Here is a 17,692-nt window from a genome sequence, read left to right as displayed (position 1 = left end):
CTTACTTAGGTAAGCCTTTCCGTCAAACTTTTGTGATCTATTTCGCTTGGAAGGCGGTTTCTAGCGGTTTTTTGCGGTTTTTTGCCGTGCGGGTACGTCATTGACTTTGTTTGGCACCACCCGAAGTGCACAATGTTGGCCGATTTTGTTGACGTGGAAGCGCGGAGGGATCACCACCCTGAGTGCGATCAGACGGGGTAGAGTGCAAAGAACAATCGACGGCCACGGGCTGGGGGATCCCATGAAGGACCACGTTCACGAGCGCATCGGCTTCCGCGAGATTGACGAGAACGGCAAGGCCGTCACGGCGATCAGCCCGCACGCACCCGAGCCTGTTGACCCGGAGAGGTCCCGCCCATCCATCAATCCATTCGTCGTTGCGCTGTGGGTTTTGAATGTAGGCCTGGCGTGGTTCGGAGCGTGGGCGTTGACCACGGCCACCTCAGCGATCATCAGCCCGACACCCAGCCAGGAGCCCGAGTCCGCCCAACTGAACTTCCTGATGCTGTCCAACGCGCCGTATGCGCTGCTGGCTGCGGTCCTGCTCACTGCCGCCCTCCTGTTCTGGCACGCGGCGCAGTGGCAAAAGAAACGGCCGACCAGGTAACAAGTACCTGATCGGCCGCCCCCCAATAAATGGGGCCAACTACACCACTGTGGCGCCCAAAACACACTTGATCGCGGTGGCAGGCTTGGTCACTTCGCTGTTGGTTACCCAGTCGAGGGCCTTGCCTGGCTGCGCGTCCTTGAAGGTCTGCTCGCCGCGCGCCAGAACCGCCGAGGTGGACGGATCCACCCAGCTAACGGTGATCTTCACCGCGCCCTTGGTGCCCTCTGGAGGTGTAACCGTCCCTTTGGCTGTCACCTTTCCTGGCGCGGTATCGCAGGACGTCATTGTGGTGGCCTCGATAATCCCGACACCCGGGTTGGCAGGTTTTGCCTCACCTGTGGTGGCGGCTTGGGTTGTGGTTGACGACGGCGATGTGCCCGCTTCGTTGCTCGGGGACGACGAGCAACCAGCGAGTGCGGCCGCCGAAACCAGCAAACCCGCAATGCATGCGACTGTCTTCTTCATGGTCTGGCTTCCTGGTTCTTCTGGGTTTTATTCGTTCATGAAATGCGCGGCAACCGGGGTTGGGGCCCCGATTGCCGCGCACTTTTTGTCCTATGCCTCGGAACGCCTGCGGCGTCCAACAAGGAACAGGAACAGCCCCGCGCCAACAACCAGCAGGCTGATGGGCAACACGGTGAGGACAACTCCCGTGCTGGCCAGCGAACCTCCGGGTTGGCTCGGAACCACCGGCGGGAAGGTCACAACAACACTTGCAGGTGGTGTGGCGACAGGGGGTCCCACCGGGGGCCTACCCGATGCGGTTGCCGTGTTGGCAACTTCACCGGCGTTGATGTCGGCCTGGGTGATCGCGTACGTCGCCGTAGCTGTCACCGTCTCCCCGGGAAGCAGTGTTCCTGCCACCCCTGGCCAGGCGTAGGTCAATGCCGAGAGGCCCACCATGGGATCGTTGACAGCGACACCCGTCAACGGCACATTCCCGGTGTTCTTGATCGTGAACTTGTAGATGATCACGTCTCCAACGTGTGTGGGGTCCCCCACCCCTGAGGCGTCGGCCGTCTTGGAGAACTCCAAGCCCGAGTTTGGCGTTAGCGGTGTGTCCGTCTCTCCCGGAGGAGGAGTAACGGGCGTTCCCGTCGGAGGCGTACCGGTGGTGGTGGCGCTGTTCGCAACATGACCAGCGTTGATGTCCGACTGGGTAATTGCATACGTCGCCGTAGCCGTCACCGTTTGTCCGGGCAGCAACTCGCCCGGAGTACCAGGCCACGTGTAGGTCAGAGCCGAGAGACCAGCCAACGGATCCGTGATGGATACCTTGGTGAGCTTCACGTTGCCGGTGTTCTTGGCCGTGAAGTTGTAGGTGATCCGATCCCCAACCTTTGACGGCGACTGAACCGCCGAAGCGTCTGCCGTCTTCGTGAAGGTCATCGCCGGAGCCGGGGTCAACGGGGTGTCCGTCTCGCCCGGAGGAGGCGTCACAGGGGGTCCGACCGGCGGAGTACCGGTGGTCGTGGCGCTGTTCGCGACATGCCCAGCGTCGATATCAGCCTGGGTGATGGCATACGTTGCCGTAGCCGTCACGGTCTCTCCGGGAAGCAGTGTTCCGGCAACGCCGGGCCAGGTGTAGGTCAGTGCCGAGAGGCCAGCCAGCGGATCCGTGATGGATACGTTGGTCAGGGACACGTTGCCGGTGTTCTTCGCCGTGAAGTTGTAGGTGATCTTGTCGCCTGCAACAGTCGGGTTCTGAACAGCCGAGCTGTCCGCCGACTTAGTGAACTCCATGGCCGGAGCCGGGGTCAGCGGGGTGTCCGTTGTTCCCGGAGGCGGCGTCACCGGCGGACCGGTGGGCGGAGTACCTGTAGTGGTGGCAGCGTTCGCCACGTGGCCGGCGTCGATATCAGCCAGCGTGATGCTGTACGTCGCCGTCGCCGTCACCGACTGGCCCGGAAGCAACTCACCAGGAGTGCCCGGCCAGGTGTACGCCAGGGCAGACAACCCCGACATCGGATCCGTGATGGAGACGTTCTTCAGCGTGACGTTGCCCGTATTCTTCGCCGTGAAGTTGTAGATGATCTTGTCGCCTGCAACGGACGGGTCATGAACAGCCGAGGCATCAGCAGTCTTGCTGAACTCCATGGCCGGAGCCGGGGTCAACGGGGTATCCGTCGTTCCCGGAGGCGGCGTCACCGGCGGACCGGTGGGCGGAGTACCTGTAGTGGTCGCAGCGTTCGCCACGTGACCGGCGTCGATATCAGCCTGGGTGATGGAATACGTTGCCGTAGCCGTCACCGTCTGACCGGGCTGCAACTCGCCCGGGGTACCGGGCCAGGTGTATGCCAAAGCCGAGAGGCCAGCCAGCGGATCAGTGATGGAGACGTTCTTCAGCGTGACGTTGCCGGTGTTCTTGGCCGTGAAGTTGTAGGTGATCTTGTCACCTGAAACGGACGGGTCCTGGACAGCCGAGGCATCGGCAGACTTGGTGAACTCCATGGCCGGAGCCGGGGTCAACGGAGTATCCGTCGTTCCCGGAGGAGGCGTCACCGGCGGACCGGTGGGCGGAGTACCTGTAGTGGTCGCAGCGTTCGCCACGTGACCGGCGTCGATATCAGCCTGCGTGATCGCGTACGTTGCCGTAGCCGTCACGGTCTGGCCGGGAAGAAGCTCACCAGGAGTGCCCGGCCAGGTGTACGTCAGTGCCGAGAGGCCAGCCATCGGATCAGTGATGGCGACGTCCTTCAGCATGACGTTGCCGGTATTCTTCGCGGAGAAGGCATACGAGATGACGTCGCCAACCTTGGAAGGATCCTGGACAGCTGAGGCATCAGCAGTCTTGCTGAACTCCATGGCCGGCTTCGGGGTCAACGGGGTGTCCGTGGTTCCCGGAGGAGGCGTCACCGGCGGACCGGTGGGCGGAGTGCCTGTGGTGGTCGCCGCATTGGCGACGTGACCGGCGTCGATATCAGCCTGCGTGATCGCGTACGTTGCCGTGGCCGTCACCGTCTGGCCTGGCTGCAGCTCGCCCGGAGTGCCGGGCCAGGTGTAGTCCAGTGCCGAAAGACCAGCCAGCGGATCCGTGATGGAAACGTTGGTGAGCTTTACGTTGCCGGAGTTCTTGGCCGTGAACGTGTAGGTGATTTTGTCGCCTGCAACGGACGGGTCCTGAATAGCTGAAGCATCCGCCGTCTTGGTGAACTGCATCGCCGGAGCCGGGGTCAACGGGGTGTCCGTGGTTCCCGGAGGAGGCGTGACAGGCGGACCAACCGGCGGAGTGCCTGTAGTGGTCGCAGCGTTAACCACGTGGCCTGCGTTGATGTCAGCTTGGGTAATCGCGTAGGTTGCCGTAGCCGTCACCGTTTGGCCTGGCTGCAACTCGCCCGGAGTACCCGGCCAGCTGTACGTCAGGGCCGAGAGACCAGCCAGCGGATCCGTGATGGAAACGTTGGTGAGCTTCACATTGCCCGTGTTCTTGGCCGTGAAGTTGTAGGTGATGGTATCGCCAACAACTGCAGGGTTCTGAACGGCGGAGGCATCCGAGCTCTTGGTGAACTGCATCGCCGGAGCCGGGGTCAGCGGAGTATCCGTCGTTCCCGGCGGAGGCGTCACGGGCGGTCCAACCGGCGGAGTACCGGTGGTCGTAGCGCTGTTCGCAACATGGCCGGCTTCAATATCGGCCTGCGTGATGGCATACGTTGCCTTAGCCGTCACGGTCTGACCGGGCAGGAGTGTTCCTGCCGCTCCAGGCCAGGTGTACGTCAGAGCCGAGAGACCAGCCAGCGGGTCGGTGACCGACACGTTAGTCAGCGTGACGTTTCCCGTGTTCTTGGCCGTGAAGGTGTAGACGATGCGATCGCCTACAACCGACGGGTTCTGAATACCGGAAGCGTCTGCTGTCTTGGTGAATGCCATGGCCGGAGCCGGGGTCAACGGGGTATCCGTGGTTCCCGGAGGAGGCGTGACAGGCGTCCCCGTGGGAGGCGTGCCGGTGGTAGTGGCGCTGTTCGCAACATGTCCGGCGTCGATATCAGCCTGCGTAATCGCGTACGTCGCCGTAGCCGTCACCGTCTGACCGGGCAGCAACTCGCCCGGGGTACCGGGCCAGGTGTAGGTCAGTGCCGAGAGGCCAGCCAGCGGATCCGTGATGGAAACGTTGGTGAGCTTCACGTTGCCGGAGTTCTTCGAAGTAAAGGTGTACGTAATGACGTCACCAACCTTGGAAGGATCCTGGACAGCCGAAGCATCGGCAGTCTTGCTGAACTCCATGGCCGGAGCCGGGGTCAACGGAGTATCCGTGGTTCCCGGCGGAGGCGTCATTGCGGGCCCCGTGGGCGGGGTTCCCGTGGTGGTCGCCGCGTTGGCAACGTGGCCTGCGTCGATATCAGCCTGGGTAATCGCGTACGTCGCCGTAGCCGTCACCGTCTGACCGGGCAGCAACTCGCCGGGCGTGCCCGGCCAGCTGTAGGTCAGAGCCGAAAGACCAGCCAGCGGATCCGTGATGGAAACGTTGGTCAGCTTCACGTTGCCGGAGTTCTTCGAGGTAAAGGTGTACGTAATGACGTCACCCACCTTGGAAGGATTCTGGACAGCAGAAGCGTCGGCAGTCTTACTGAACTCCATGGCCGGAGCCGGGGTCAACGGAGTATCCGTGCCAGCCGGAGGAGGCGTCACTGCGGGCCCCGTTGGCGGGGTTCCCATGGTGGTTGCGGTGTTGGCAACGTGGCCTGCATCGATGTCAGCCTGCGTGATCGCGTACGTTGCCGTAGCGCTGACCGTCTGGCCCGGAAGCAACTCGCCGGGCGTGCCCGGCCAGCTGTAGGTCAATGCCGAAAGGCCCGGAAGCGGGTCATTGATGACCACACCGGTGAGCTTCACATTGCCCGTGTTCTTCGAGGTGAACGTGTAGGTGATCTGGTCACCCACAACAGACGGATCCTGGATGGCTGAAGCGTCAGCAGTCTTGCTGAACTCCATGGCCGGAGCCGGGGTCAACGGAGTATCCGTGGTTCCCGGAGGAGGCGTGACAGGCGGACCAACCGGCGGAGTGCCTGTGGTGGTCGCGCCATTGGCGACGTGACCGGCGTCGATATCAGCCTGCGTGATCGCGTAAGTTGCCGTAGCCGTCACAGTCTCGCCGGGCAGCAGCTCCCCTGGAGTTCCGGGCCAGCTGTACGTCAGTGCAGACAGGCCAGCCAGTGGATCATCAATCACCACACCGGTGAGCTTGACGTTGCCTATGTTCTTGGACGTAAACGTGTAGGTGATCTGGTCACCCACAACCGACGGCGACTGGATAGCCGAAGCATCAGCGGACTTGGTGAACTTCATCGCCGGAGCCGGAATCAACGGGGTATCCGTCGTTCCCGGAGGAGGCGTTACCGGAGGGCCAGTGGGAGGCGTTCCGGTTGTCGTAGCACTGTTGGCCACGTGACCTGCGTCGATATCAGCCTGTGTAACCGCGTATGTTGCCGTAGCCGTCACCGTCTGGCCGGGAAGCAGTTCGCCCGCAGCACCCGGCCAGGTGTAGGTCAATGCCGAGAGGCCCGGAAGCGGGTCGTTGATGACCACACCGGTGAGCTTCACATTGCCCGTGTTCTTCGAGGTGAAGGTGTACGTAATGACGTCACCAACCTGCGAAGGATCCTGGATTGCCGAAGCGTCGGCGGACTTGGTGAACGTCAAGGCAGGGCCAGGAGTCAACGGAGTGTCCGTGCCGGCCGGAGGCGGGGTTACCGCAGGACCGGTGGGCGGAGTACCAGTGGTAGTCGCCGTGTTGGCGACGTGGCCGGCGTCGATATCAGCCTGCGTGATGGCGTACGTTGCCGTAGCCGTCACCGATTGGCCCGGAAGCAGTTCGCCCGCAGCACCTGGCCAGGTGTAGGTCAATGCCGACAGACCCGCCAAGGGATCGTTGATGACCACACCGGTGAGCTTCACGTTACCCGTGTTCTTCGAGGTGAAGGTGTAAGTGATCTTGTCACCTACAACCGACGGCGACTGGATAGCCGAAGCATCAGCAGACTTGGTCAACTCCATGGCCGGACCGGCCGTCAACGGAGTGTCCGTACCAGCCGGGGGCGGGGTTACCGCGGGACCGGTGGGCGGAGTACCAGTGGTCGTAGCAACGTTCGCTACGTGACCGGCGTCGATATCAGCCTGTGTGATGGCATACGTTGCCGTAGCCGTCACCGACTGGCCCGGAAGCAGTTCGCCCGCAGCACCCGGCCAGGTGTAGGTCAAAGCCGACAGACCCGCCAGCGGGTCATCAATGACGACGCCGGTGAGCTTCACGTTGCCCGTGTTCGTGGACGTGAACGTGTAGGTGACCTTGTCACCCACAACAGACGGGTTCTGGATTGCGGACGCGTCAGCGGACTTGCTGAACTTCATGGCCGGAGCCGGGGTCAACGGGGTATCCGTGGTTCCCGGAGGAGGCGTTACGGACGGTCCTGATGGCGGTGTGCCGGTTGTGGTTGCCGCATTGGCGACGTGACCGGCGTCGATGTCAGCCTGGGTGATGGCGTACGTTGCCGTAGCGGTCACGGTTTGGCCGGGAAGCAGCTCGCCCGGGGTTCCGGGCCAGGTGTAAACCAGCGGCGAAAGCCCAACCAAGGGGTCGTTGATGGACACGTTGGTCAACGGGACATTGCCGCTGTTCTTCGAGGTGAAGGTGTAGGTGATCACGTCGCCAACAACAGACGGATCCTGGATAGCCGAAGCATCAGCGGACTTGCTGAACTGCATGGCCGGAGTCGACGTCAGCGGCGTATCGGTGGTTCCAGGAGGAGGAGTCACCGGAGGGCCAGTGGGCGGCGTGCCCGTGGTCGTTGCAGAGTTTGCGACGTGGCCGGCCGTAATGTCGGCCTGCGTGATGGCGTACGTTGCCGTGGCCGTTACGGTCTGGCCGGGAAGCAACTCGCCGGGAGTGCCGGGCCAGGTGTAGGTCAGAGCCGACAGCCCAGCCAACGGATCGTTGATGGAGACGTTGGTCAGCGGAACGTTGCCGGTGTTCTTCGAGGTGAAGGTGTAGGTGATCTTGTCACCAACAACCGACGGCGACTGGATAGCCGAAGCGTCAGCAGTCTTGCTGAACTCCATGGCCGGAGCCGGAGTCAGCGGGGTGTCCGTACCAGCCGGGGGCGGGGTTACCGCGGGGCCCGTGGGCGGAGTACCAGTGGTAGTCGCCGTGTTGGCGACATGGCCGGCATTGATGTCGGCCTGCGTGATGGCGTACGTTGCGGTAGCTGTGACGGTCTGTCCGGGCAGGAGGGTTCCTGCGACACCAGGCCAGGTGTACGTCAAAGCAGACAAGCCAGCCAACGGGTCGTTGATGGAAACGTTGCTCAGGGACACATTGCCGCTGTTCTTCGCGGTAAAGGTGTAGGTGATCTTGTCACCCACAACCGACGGCGACTGGATGGCCGAAGCGTCAGCGGACTTGCTGAACTCCATGGCCGGAGCCGGGGTCAGCGGGGTATCGGTACCTGCAGGCGGCGGGGTAACAGGAGGACCTGTCGGAGGATTACCCGTGGTGGTGGCAAGGTTGGCCACGTGTCCGGCATCGATGTCGGCCTGCGTGATGGCATATGTAGCCATTGCGGTCACGGTTTCACCCGGCAGCAAGGTGCCAGGAGTTCCCGGCCACGTGTAGGCGAGCGGGGACAGTCCAGCCAGGGGGTCGTTGATGGTGACACCCGTCAGCGGTACGTTGCCCGTGTTCTTCGATGTGAAGGTATAGGTGATCTTGTCACCAACAACCGCCGGTGAGTTGATAGCCGAAGCGTCAGCGGACTTGGTCAATGCCAGTTCCGGTGCCGGTACGGCCGTATTAGTGAGAACACAACTGATGTCGGCGCCAGCAACCGGCACCAGGGAGTAAGCGCCATTTACGACGGCGCCGTTGGGCAAGCCTGCCTGGAGTCCGTTGGCGTCAACACAGCTGATCACCTTGCTGTAGCCGGACAGGTTGGTTCCGGACTCCGTCAGGTAGTACGTTGCACCTGCGTCAGCGACGTATTTTCCGGTAACACCCGTACCCGCAGCAACAGTGGATCCCGTACCCGACGTCGTCGCATTGGCAGTGTTGCTGACAACAGGTCCCGTCGCGGATCCGGTACGGATTTCAGTGGTGAACTGGTCCGAATCCATCAGGCGGGTGGCGTCCAGCGCCTTGCTCAGTTGCAGGCTCGGGGCCTTGACCACCAGGGTGGCATCTGCCGGAGGGTTCAGATTGGTGACGATGTTGGCCGGACCATTAACGTAGGTGCCCTCGGCCGCAGCCGTGACGTCCACAGTGATGGTGCACGAAGCCATGGCGTCAGCCAGGTCGCCACCGGTTACCGTGAGGACGTCACTGCCTGCAACGGCGGTCCGAATAAACGGGTTGGTTCCCGCGGCTTGGACACAAGTGCCGCCAATGTTCGGCGCGTTTGCGATTTTCAGCCCGGCAGGAAGGGTATCCGTGACGGACCAGTCGGTCTTTGCCTTGACGTCATCGGTGTTTGTGACCGTGAGCGTCAACGTGGAGATTCCACCGGGCCCAATGAGCGCGGGAGAGAACGACTTGTCCAGTTGCGGGGTAACGTCCACGATCTGGGGAAGGTCGAAAGCGACGTCGTTGCCCGAGCCACTGGTGGCTTCGTTGCGCACTTCCAGGCCCAGCGAAGGAGTCGTGCCTTGCGGGACCTGGTAGGCCCCGGACTGCAGTTTGGTGATTTCGGTGACTCCACCGTTGGTGGTGTTGGTTCCACAGGGATCCAGCCCGGTACCCAGGACAAGTGGTGTGCCGTTGACGAGGAGGCTGAATGTCTCCTTGGCATGGGCGGCGTGACAGTTGACCTGCGCAAAGTAGGCCGAAACAGCGTAGTAGTGGCCGGCAATGGCCGGGATCGTGTTGGACTTCGTGCGGAATTCTGTTCCAGCCGTGATCCTGCCGTTGCTTGCGTTGGTGTACTCAGACAGGACCTGGTTTTTGGCGGCCTCTGCTGCTGTCATTCCCTGCGCAAGGCCCAGTTTGACGGCCATGTCACGAATCTGTGCCCAGCCATCAGGCTGGTTATTGACACAGCCAGCGTCCGACGTGGGCAGTGGGGTGGATGAATTCAGTATCCACCCGTCGCACTGCCCGCCAGCTGGCGTGTACGGGGTATCAGCCGTGTACGTTTCATTGGCCGCCTTCGCCCCGCCCGTGTAATTGAGGAGGCTGATGGCGCCGCCGGTGGCGTCTTGGTTGGAGAAGTCCTCCGTGTAGACCGGAGTTCCTGGTTGGGTAATTCCCGGCGACCCCGGGACAGTCGCCAAGGAGGGCGGGGCCAAAGCGCCACCTACCCCCAATGACATCACTGCTGCAGCGACGACAGCCGCCAGCAGTTTCTGTGGACGTGTGTGTTTCATGGGTTCTCTTGTTTTCTTTCGGTCACACGAGGCGCCGGCCCTAGGAGGGCTTCGACGTCCCGTTTGGCTACTCACCAGTAGTCCAGTACGCGCAACAGACGATTCGTGTCGCTGAAAGCCCAGGCTGTTCAGCGGGGACCCCGATACGCGGTGACCCAAACGCCTAGTGGAGGTTGCCGTCAGTTCGTGACGCGAAAAACAAGAGAATTTTTTGAAAGTTTTTTGAACCGGTCAGATTCTCAGCCAGGGACGCTTATCCGTACTGGTTCGCAAACGCCTTGGTGACGATATTCTGCCCGCCGAAAAGGTAGTTCAGTGTTCCACTGTTGGCCGTCGCAGGCATGGATACACCCAGCTTGAACGCGAGATTCCCGCGGTCAAGGGAGTCAGTGGTGCATCGAATCCGACGCATCGTGGTATCGGTGGCGGCGCATGTCCATCCCGCCGGACCCAATGTACTGCCGGCCACGAACGTCGACTGATCCGGCAACGCAAAGACAGCCTCGGCCGACGTCGGAGTTCCGTCGCCTTGGAGGGAGAAGGCCACCCGAAGCTCCCTGTCTGCTGGGGTGGAACCAACAACGGCACTGAACGTCGCATCAACCGTTTGGCTCGGAGACGCCGCCGGAGCGGATGCTGCAGGCGCCGTCGTCGAAAACACCGTACCGGAGCCCACCACAACGGCACCCCGCGAGGGTGTCGCCGCCGAGGGAACCACGACGGCGGGTGGTTCCGGCGCTGCTGCCACAGGCAGGTCCGATTCGGGAACCGGTTCTGGGTCCTCCGCTGCGGCGCTGGGCTCAACAGACGGCCTTGCCGACTCAAGCGGAGCTGCCGACTCCTGTACTGGAGGAACAGTGGCAACTGCCTGGTTTTCAACTGTCGATTGTGAACCGGTATTCATCTGCAACAACCAGACAAGGAGTCCGGCCAGCGCGACTGCTCCCAAGACAATCGACGCCGTCAGCTGCCATGCATTGCTGATCCCACGGAGTCCCGCCGTGGAAGCATTGCCCGGCACTGCGGTGCTGCCGGCGCCCGAAGATGCAGTCCCGGACATTGCTCCGGCTCCGATAGCGGCAATGGCACCAGGTGTGAAGGCCAGCCCAGTGAACAGCGGGAACAGGATGGCACGCATGCCGCCTTGGACATCGTTGAGTTCAATCAGCAGGGCGGTGCACTTGGCACAACTATCCAGGTGGGCCGCGACCTTTTCCTGCGAAGTGCGCTTCAGCGCATTCCGGGCATACTTACCCAGCTGGCTGGCGTACTCATCACAGGCCCGGTCAACTGTCTGGCTGATGTGGTGCTGCAAGTAGGCCTGCCGAAGGCCCTCCCTGGCCCGGATAGCCAAGGACGAAACGCCATTTGGCGTGAGCCCGACGAAGGGCGCGGCCTGCGAGGGTTTCAACCCCTCGATATCCAAGTGCCACAGCACGGCCTGCCAGCGCTCAGGCAGCGATTTGAACGCCTTGGCCATGATGGTGGACTCGAGAGCGCCGATGACGGGGTCATCATCCAGCACCGGAGAATCGAGAATGGCGTCATCCGCCGCGGTTGGCATCCGGCGGGCCTTGCGATTCCTGTCGTGGGCAGTGCGCCGCACCACGGTCAAAAGGTACGAACGGAAGAACTCCTTTGGGCCCTTGCCTTCCTTCAACAGCTGGAAGATGGCGGCGAATGACTCGGCAACAACGTCATCGGCGTCACTTGGGTTATCAGTCTGTGCACGGGCAACGTACTGGGCAACTTTCAGGTGCCGTTGATAGAGCACATCGAAGGCCTCCGTGACGCCTTGCCGCACCAACGAGATGATCTGGGGATCACTGCCTGAGGCCTCTGCGGAAGTCAGGGACGCCCCTCCGGCCCCACCCGCTAATACTTGATCCATAAACAATAGTGTGCCATCACAAGCTGTGTGACTTGAATCCGCGACCGCGGCCCTGTAGAGAACTTGGTTTTTCGCATCACGATCCGGGCCCTCGCATTACTTGTTAGGCGAGAACTTCCCGTCCCCAGAAGCCAAGCGAGGATCCATGGTCGTCAGGCGCCCACGCCCTTTCCTGAAATTAATGCGTGCCACCCACAAGAACCTGCTCGAACAACAGAACGAGATTGTCCGGTCTTTGCCCAACAATCGTTCAGGGCCGTTGGCCCGGAAGAAGAACGCGGGGCATGTCGCCCTCGTCTACGGAGCGGACCGGCCAGTGGCCATACCCGGCGATACCGTCATCTTTACGGCTTGGATCACCAACGACTCCACAAGTCACGTCCGGGATATCACACTGGTGCCAAGGTCCTTCACAAATGAGGGGATGGAGATGCTGGAATACACGTCGGAGCCGGTGAAACGGGACCTTCGCATCGGACTCCTGGCCCCGGGCCAGTCAGTCATGCGCAGTTTTTCCTATTTGGTGACGGAATCCGATCACGTTCACGGCGGCAGCATCATCAGTGCCATGCAGGTGCGCGGTACGTGCCGCGGCCTCGCAGTGCTCGATGAGCACGATGCCATCGTCTCCCTCAGCGGGACGCGAAAGGACTGGCCTTTTAGGCCCACAGGATACCAAGCCCCCGCCCGGACCTCCGGATACCAACCCCAGGCCCACCTTGCCGGGGCCTAGCTCCGAGCTATACCGTGGCTAGGGCAGGAGGCATTCAAAAAGCAGTAAGCAGGGGGAATTCCGCGTGCCGGAGACGATTGCACGCCGGACCATCTATGACCAATTCATGGTGGCCCTGGGTGATGGGTATTGTCCTGAGGAAATGGCCGAGCTACTGGGGCTTCCGATTGCCACTGTTTCGCTTTGGCTGTCACGGCTCGGGAACCTGGCGTCTGACTTTGCCGCCAGCGCCGACGCCCCGCCGCCGCAGGCTGCAACTCCCGACACCCTCCCAAGTCTGACCTTGGTCTACACGCCGGATGTCCTGGAGGCGTGCGCGGGCCAAGTGGTAACTTTCACCGCGAACATCCTTAACGATGACGTAGAGACGCTGCTGGATACCAGCCTGCTTCCGGCACGCCCCCTCGAGGCCACAACTGAGGTGGGCGCCGTCATCTTCGCCGCCATCACGTCACCTTTCGACATGGGCGACCTCCCCGCGGGCGGCATGAGCTCCATCTCGTTCAGCCACAAAGTCTCCGAGCGTGAGGCCCGCAGCGGAGGGGAACTTGTGAGCCGCCTTTCCGTCAGGGCCACGAGCAACGGAAGCAACGCCGAAGTCACCGACCAATGCTGTGCCCGTGTGAAGCTCAGTTACATCAGGGCGGCCGGCTAACCCGCTACTCGTTGTCGGGTTCGCCGGTGGGCGGCTCTGCAGGCCAATCGACATCCTGTTCGTAACCTTCGTGTTTCTTCAGGTAGGCCGCGATATAGGGGCAGTGCGGAATGATGCGTTTGCCGGACGCCACTACGTCGTCCAAGGCAAAGTGGGCCAGCACCTTGGCCAAGCCTTGGCCATTGAAGCCGGGCTTGGTTTCCGTGTGAATAAAATCGATGTGGCCGGGCCGGTCGAGGAACTGGGAGATCACCGCCAACTCGCCGTCTACGTGAAGCTCATAGCGGTGAAATTTGTCGTTGCGCACCGTAGTGACGCCGGCGCGGAACGACTCTGCCAGTGAATCCGTGTACTCGGTCATGGTTCGAGATTGGCACTTAAATCAGGCGCTGGCAACGTGGGCGCCTGGGCCTCACTCCTTTCCGTAACGTTTGCTTCCGGATCGGTCTGCTGCGGCGTCGGAACCCTGCCGAGCAGCAGGACAGAGAGCGCGAAACAGGCCGCTCCCCCACCCAGGAGGGCAAGCGTCAGGCCGTTGAAAGCGGCATCAGCGACCGGCACGAAAACCACGACGGCGGCCGTCACCACAGCCACGCGCGAGGGACCGCGCGCGTGGCTGGCCGCCGTCGGACGTTCCTCAAGCCGGCCGAAAAGCCACACGACCGGGACAAGCAAGGTGACTACCGCGGCGAAGACGGGAATCCGCGCCCACCACCAGTCCGAAGTGCTGGCGTCGGGTATCGGCAGCTCCGTCAGCAACAGCAGGCCCGAGAATCCCACCAGCAGCGGAAGATGCCACAAGTAGATGGTCATGGACCTGCGGCCGGCGAGTGCCATTACCGTCCGGACCCATCGGGCACTGGCAACCCACCGCACGGCCGGCTGGAGCAGCTGGAGCGTTGCTGTTTGGGAGATGCCCAAGAGAAGCAAACAGAGGTTGGGTGGGTTGATGTTCACCACCATGTTTCCCGGATAAACAGCCACGCCGGTGACGAGACCCAGCAGGAGGTTGCTGGTCACGACTGCGCCCACGAGCCACGTGCGGCTGCGTCGCTCAAAGAAGCCGTCGGCCATCAGGAAACCCAATTGCTGGACGGCGCACCAAACGAAAATCATGTTGGTGAACGCGAGCACGGGAATTGCTCCGCGGAGGGAATCCACAGTGATAATCGCTGCCACCAGGACACCGAAAACAACGAACGGCGACTTTTGATGCAACCGGGCCATCAGCGGAATGCTCAGTTGCGCGGTCAGGAATGCCGCAAGGAACCACAGAGGCATCGCGGCACCAGCGGTCATGAGTTGAATGACCTGGGGATGTACCCCCATGAGCAACGCCACCCACAGACCGCCCCACATCAGTGCAAGCAAGGCCATGGCGGGGCGCACCAGGCGCAGGAGCCGGAGTTGTGCGAAGTCGAACCCCGTTCCGCCGCGGGCCGCGAGCCTCCGCCACGACTGAAGCCCGGTCACCCCGCCCATCACAAAGAACAACGGAACAATCATGAGGACCCAGAGCACGGGCGTGGACCAGCTTTGGTCCATGAGGACGTTGTGCGTCTCAACCGTGCCGTCTTTGTGCAGGACGGGACTGACCATCATGCAGTGCGCGGCAACCACCAGGAGCAGGCAGGTGAAACGGACAAGGTCGATCGTCGGATCCCGCCGCACCGCCTCATCCAGGCCGGTGGCAGGGTGTGTTTGCCTGGCCCTCTCCATGGCTCTCCCTACGAGCGCACCGCGCGCTGCCTCCATTGTCCGCCCGCTTAGGACAGGGGGCCAGCAGGCGTGCCGCTTGAGCCTTACCCGGGTGTCTGGTGCAGCAGGCGCTTCCGCTGCTCCGCGTCGATGGCCGCAGCGCACGCCGCAGCGGCCATGCCGAACGATCCATCAAGGACCGCCTTGTCGGCGCCCGCAGAGGCGCCGAATGCTGCGAACTCGGCCGTGTGGTGCACAGCGCCCCGGACGTCGTAGCCCACTATGGGGTGAATGGATGGCACCCTCTGGGAGACGTTGCCCATGTCTGTGGAAGCCACAGGGGCGGTGTTGAACACTACGTCCCTTCCCCTGGCCTTCATTGCTTCCTGGTATGCCCCGGACAGGAAGGGATCCTGCTGCAGTTCTGCGTAATCGTTGCCTTGGGAGCTCAGTTGCAGGGTGCAGCCGCTCGCGTGCGCACCGGCTTCGAGGCAGCGCCGGACCTTGTCCTGGATGAGGCGCAACTGATCGATGCCGGGGGCCCGCATTTCCACGCTTGCGCGGGTGCGCTCCGGAATGACGTTGACCGCGCTGCCACCCTCGGTGACGATCAGCGAGACGATCGAGCCCACGGGAAGCTGCTGCCTGGACAAGGCGATGGCCAGCTGGGCCACCACCAGGGCGTCCAACGCGTTGATTCCCTCCGACGGCGCCGCAGCGGCATGCGAGGATCGTCCCTTGAAGACAACGTCCCACATGGACATGGCCAATGACGAGCCACCCACCACATCCGCTGCACCGGCGTGGACCATCATGGCCAGTGAGACGTCGTCGAGGAAGCCGGCCTCGATCAGGTCAACCTTTCCCCCGGTGGTCTCTTCCGCCGGAGTTCCCAGGACCTTGACGGTGATGTCCAGCTCTTTGGCCACAGCGGCCAGAGCCAACGCTGCGCCCACCGCGCTGGCCGCGTTGACGTTGTGACCACAGGCGTGCCCAATATCGGGCAACGCATCGTATTCAACGCAGAGTGTTACCACCAGTTGACCGCATCCTAAGCGCGCGCTGAACGCGGTGGGCTGTTCCGGCTGTTGTTCGTCGAAGGTGAAGCCGGCCTTTCGGAGCACCCGCTTGACCCTTTTGACCGCACGGAATTCCTGGCCACCCAGTTCCGGGTCGGCGTGGATGGCGTGGCTAAGGTCCAGAATGTCCGGTTTCCATCGCTGGACTTCGCGCTCCAATACAGCCTGGACGTCGGCCAGGGAGACGGGTACGACGGCGGACCGTGCAGTTTCGCTGTCCAGCCTGGCGGTCATGCCCTCACCTCGGCGGCCTGTCGCTTCGGGTACCGGGCACTGGCCGCTGCGGCGATCAGTGCCGCGACGGCGAGGGCTCCCCAGATGGTCAACAAACCGGTTTCGGTGATCCGTCCGTTGGCCACAGAGGCGGACGACAACAGCTTGACCACTGCTGCCCCCACTGCGATGCCGACTGACAACGCCAACTCGTTGAGTCCGGCGGCCGTTGACGTTTCTTCCAAGGGCACTCCTTCCACGGACAGCGAGCGGGTGCCCGCCTGGTACATCCCCAGGCTGAGGTTGAACATGGCAAAGCCGACGCAGTATCCAGCGAACGAGTCGTGCGCGAACATCATGACCAGGAACCCGCCAGCCAGCAGAACGCCGGCAAAGACCAATGTGGCCCGCTCACCGAATTTCCGGAGTGCCCGTGCCGTCAAGAGGGACGCGATCAAGGAAAGTACGGATGCCAGGGCAAGGACAATCGCGATCATCAGCGGGCTGAGAGTGAACCCGTACCCTGTCTTATCCGGGTTGGAGTGCAGGAAGATGCCGTTGGTGCCGAAGTAGCTGATAGAAGCGAAGCCGAAGAAGAACGTTGCCACGGAAATGGCGCGGATCCGCGGCGTGGCCAGCATTCGGAGGTCCATGAACCGCCGACCGGCGGCACTGCCGTAGTCTCGCTTGACCCAGAAAGCCAGCAGGATAAGCCCCAACAAGCCAGCCCCAAGGGTGCGGGCGTCCAGCCAACCCCATTCAGGCGCCATGGAGAGCGCTACAACGAAGCCGATCAGCCCCATTGCGCAAGCCAACAACGGCGCAAGGGCCATTCCCTCCCGGGTCGGGACCCCGGCGTCGGGCAGCAGGAACGAGCAAACAAAGGCGATGACCGCGAATGGCACCGCCACCCAGAATCCGAGTGTTGGGTCCGTGACCCCAACGATTCCGGCCAGCAGGCCGCCGGCTCCCACCATGATCATGAGCATGCCGATCATGACACTGACGCCGGTGCGTGTGTGGGCGGGGCTGGTGACTCGAAGGATACCCATCATGAGCGGGATGAAGCCCACCACGCAGGTCAACATCACCACACCTATAGTCACCGTCCACAGCGTCGGCCACAGTGCCATCTGCAAAACACCGACCGTCACTACACCTGTGGACCAGCGGAGTATGAGTCGGTAGCCGTAGCTGTCGCCGAGCCTTGAAATGATGGGCGTGAGGACGGCGAAGCTCACATTTGAGATGAGGAAGATGCCGTTGATGGTGGGATCGTCAATCTCGAAGACCGGTCCCAGTGCGGGCAGGATGGGGTTCAGATACCCCTGGGTGACACCGCTGAGCGATTCAATGAGAGCCATCGCCAGGATCATGCCTGCGATGGTTTTGCGCGTAGTGGCCGCTGCCGGTGGTGCTGTCTTGCTTGCCATGAGCTTCCTAGAGTCCTGGGCGGATTCGCCGG

10 protein-coding genes are annotated in these 17,692 nt (G+C 62.3%); 3 read left to right on the top strand and 7 right to left on the bottom strand.

Going from position 1 to position 17,692, the window contains the following annotated elements; translation table 11 throughout:
* Positions 1-202 precede the first annotated feature (202 nt).
* Positions 203-607 (top strand): hypothetical protein, encoded by a 405-nt coding sequence (locus ABHM97_RS12055; protein ID WP_349470845.1) that lies wholly within the window; start codon positions 203-205, stop codon positions 605-607.
* Positions 608-646: 39 nt separating this feature from the next.
* Here the strand turns inward: ABHM97_RS12055 and ABHM97_RS12050 are convergent, their stop codons facing one another.
* The 3 genes from ABHM97_RS12050 to ABHM97_RS12040 form a co-directional block, all read right to left on the bottom strand.
* Positions 647-1,075 carry a hypothetical protein gene (locus ABHM97_RS12050; protein WP_257370247.1) on the bottom strand — a complete coding sequence of 143 codons (429 nt, stop codon included), beginning with the start codon at positions 1,073-1,075 and terminating at the stop codon, positions 647-649.
* 90 nt (positions 1,076-1,165) lie between these two features.
* Positions 1,166-9,958 (bottom strand): CLIPPER-2 domain-containing protein, encoded by an 8,793-nt coding sequence (locus ABHM97_RS12045; RefSeq protein ID WP_349470843.1) that lies wholly within the window; start codon positions 9,956-9,958, stop codon positions 1,166-1,168.
* 253 nt (positions 9,959-10,211) lie between these two features.
* Positions 10,212-11,849, bottom strand: coding sequence for a sigma-70 family RNA polymerase sigma factor (locus ABHM97_RS12040; protein ID WP_349470841.1), 1,638 nt, complete (start codon positions 11,847-11,849; stop codon positions 10,212-10,214).
* A gap of 181 nt (positions 11,850-12,030) precedes the next feature.
* Between ABHM97_RS12040 and ABHM97_RS12035 the strand changes: the two genes are divergently transcribed.
* Both ABHM97_RS12035 and ABHM97_RS12030 read left to right on the top strand, forming a co-directional pair.
* Complete coding sequence (locus ABHM97_RS12035) at positions 12,031-12,582, top strand: hypothetical protein (protein WP_349470840.1); 552 nt, start codon at positions 12,031-12,033, stop codon at positions 12,580-12,582.
* A 64-nt stretch (positions 12,583-12,646) separates the two neighbouring features.
* Positions 12,647-13,237: a hypothetical protein gene (locus ABHM97_RS12030; RefSeq protein ID WP_349470838.1), complete on the top strand. Its 591-nt coding sequence runs from the start codon at positions 12,647-12,649 to the stop codon at positions 13,235-13,237.
* A 4-nt stretch (positions 13,238-13,241) separates the two neighbouring features.
* Here the strand turns inward: ABHM97_RS12030 and ABHM97_RS12025 are convergent, their stop codons facing one another.
* The 4 genes from ABHM97_RS12025 to ABHM97_RS12010 form a co-directional block, all read right to left on the bottom strand.
* The gene (locus ABHM97_RS12025) at positions 13,242-13,598 is read right to left on the bottom strand and encodes a GNAT family N-acetyltransferase (RefSeq protein ID WP_235520283.1); all 357 of its coding nucleotides are present in this window, start codon (positions 13,596-13,598) and stop codon (positions 13,242-13,244) included.
* Positions 13,595-14,956, bottom strand: a complete 1,362-nt coding sequence (locus ABHM97_RS12020) for an acyltransferase family protein (protein WP_349470836.1) — start codon at positions 14,954-14,956, stop codon at positions 13,595-13,597. Before ABHM97_RS12020 ends, ABHM97_RS12025 begins: the two co-directional genes overlap by 4 nt.
* 83 nt (positions 14,957-15,039) lie before the next feature.
* Complete coding sequence (locus tag ABHM97_RS12015) at positions 15,040-16,248, bottom strand: amidohydrolase (protein WP_349470835.1); 1,209 nt, start codon at positions 16,246-16,248, stop codon at positions 15,040-15,042.
* Complete coding sequence (locus ABHM97_RS12010; protein WP_349470834.1) at positions 16,245-17,660, bottom strand: MFS transporter; 1,416 nt, start codon at positions 17,658-17,660, stop codon at positions 16,245-16,247. Before ABHM97_RS12010 ends, ABHM97_RS12015 begins: the two co-directional genes overlap by 4 nt.
* Between the last annotated feature and the right edge of the window lie 32 nt (positions 17,661-17,692).

This window comes from Paenarthrobacter sp. CAP02 (genome assembly GCF_040137855.1).
Lineage (GTDB): Bacteria > Actinomycetota > Actinomycetes > Actinomycetales > Micrococcaceae > Arthrobacter.
The sequence above is the reverse complement of the archived record's forward strand: the minus strand, read 5'-3'. Positions and strand labels throughout refer to the sequence as shown.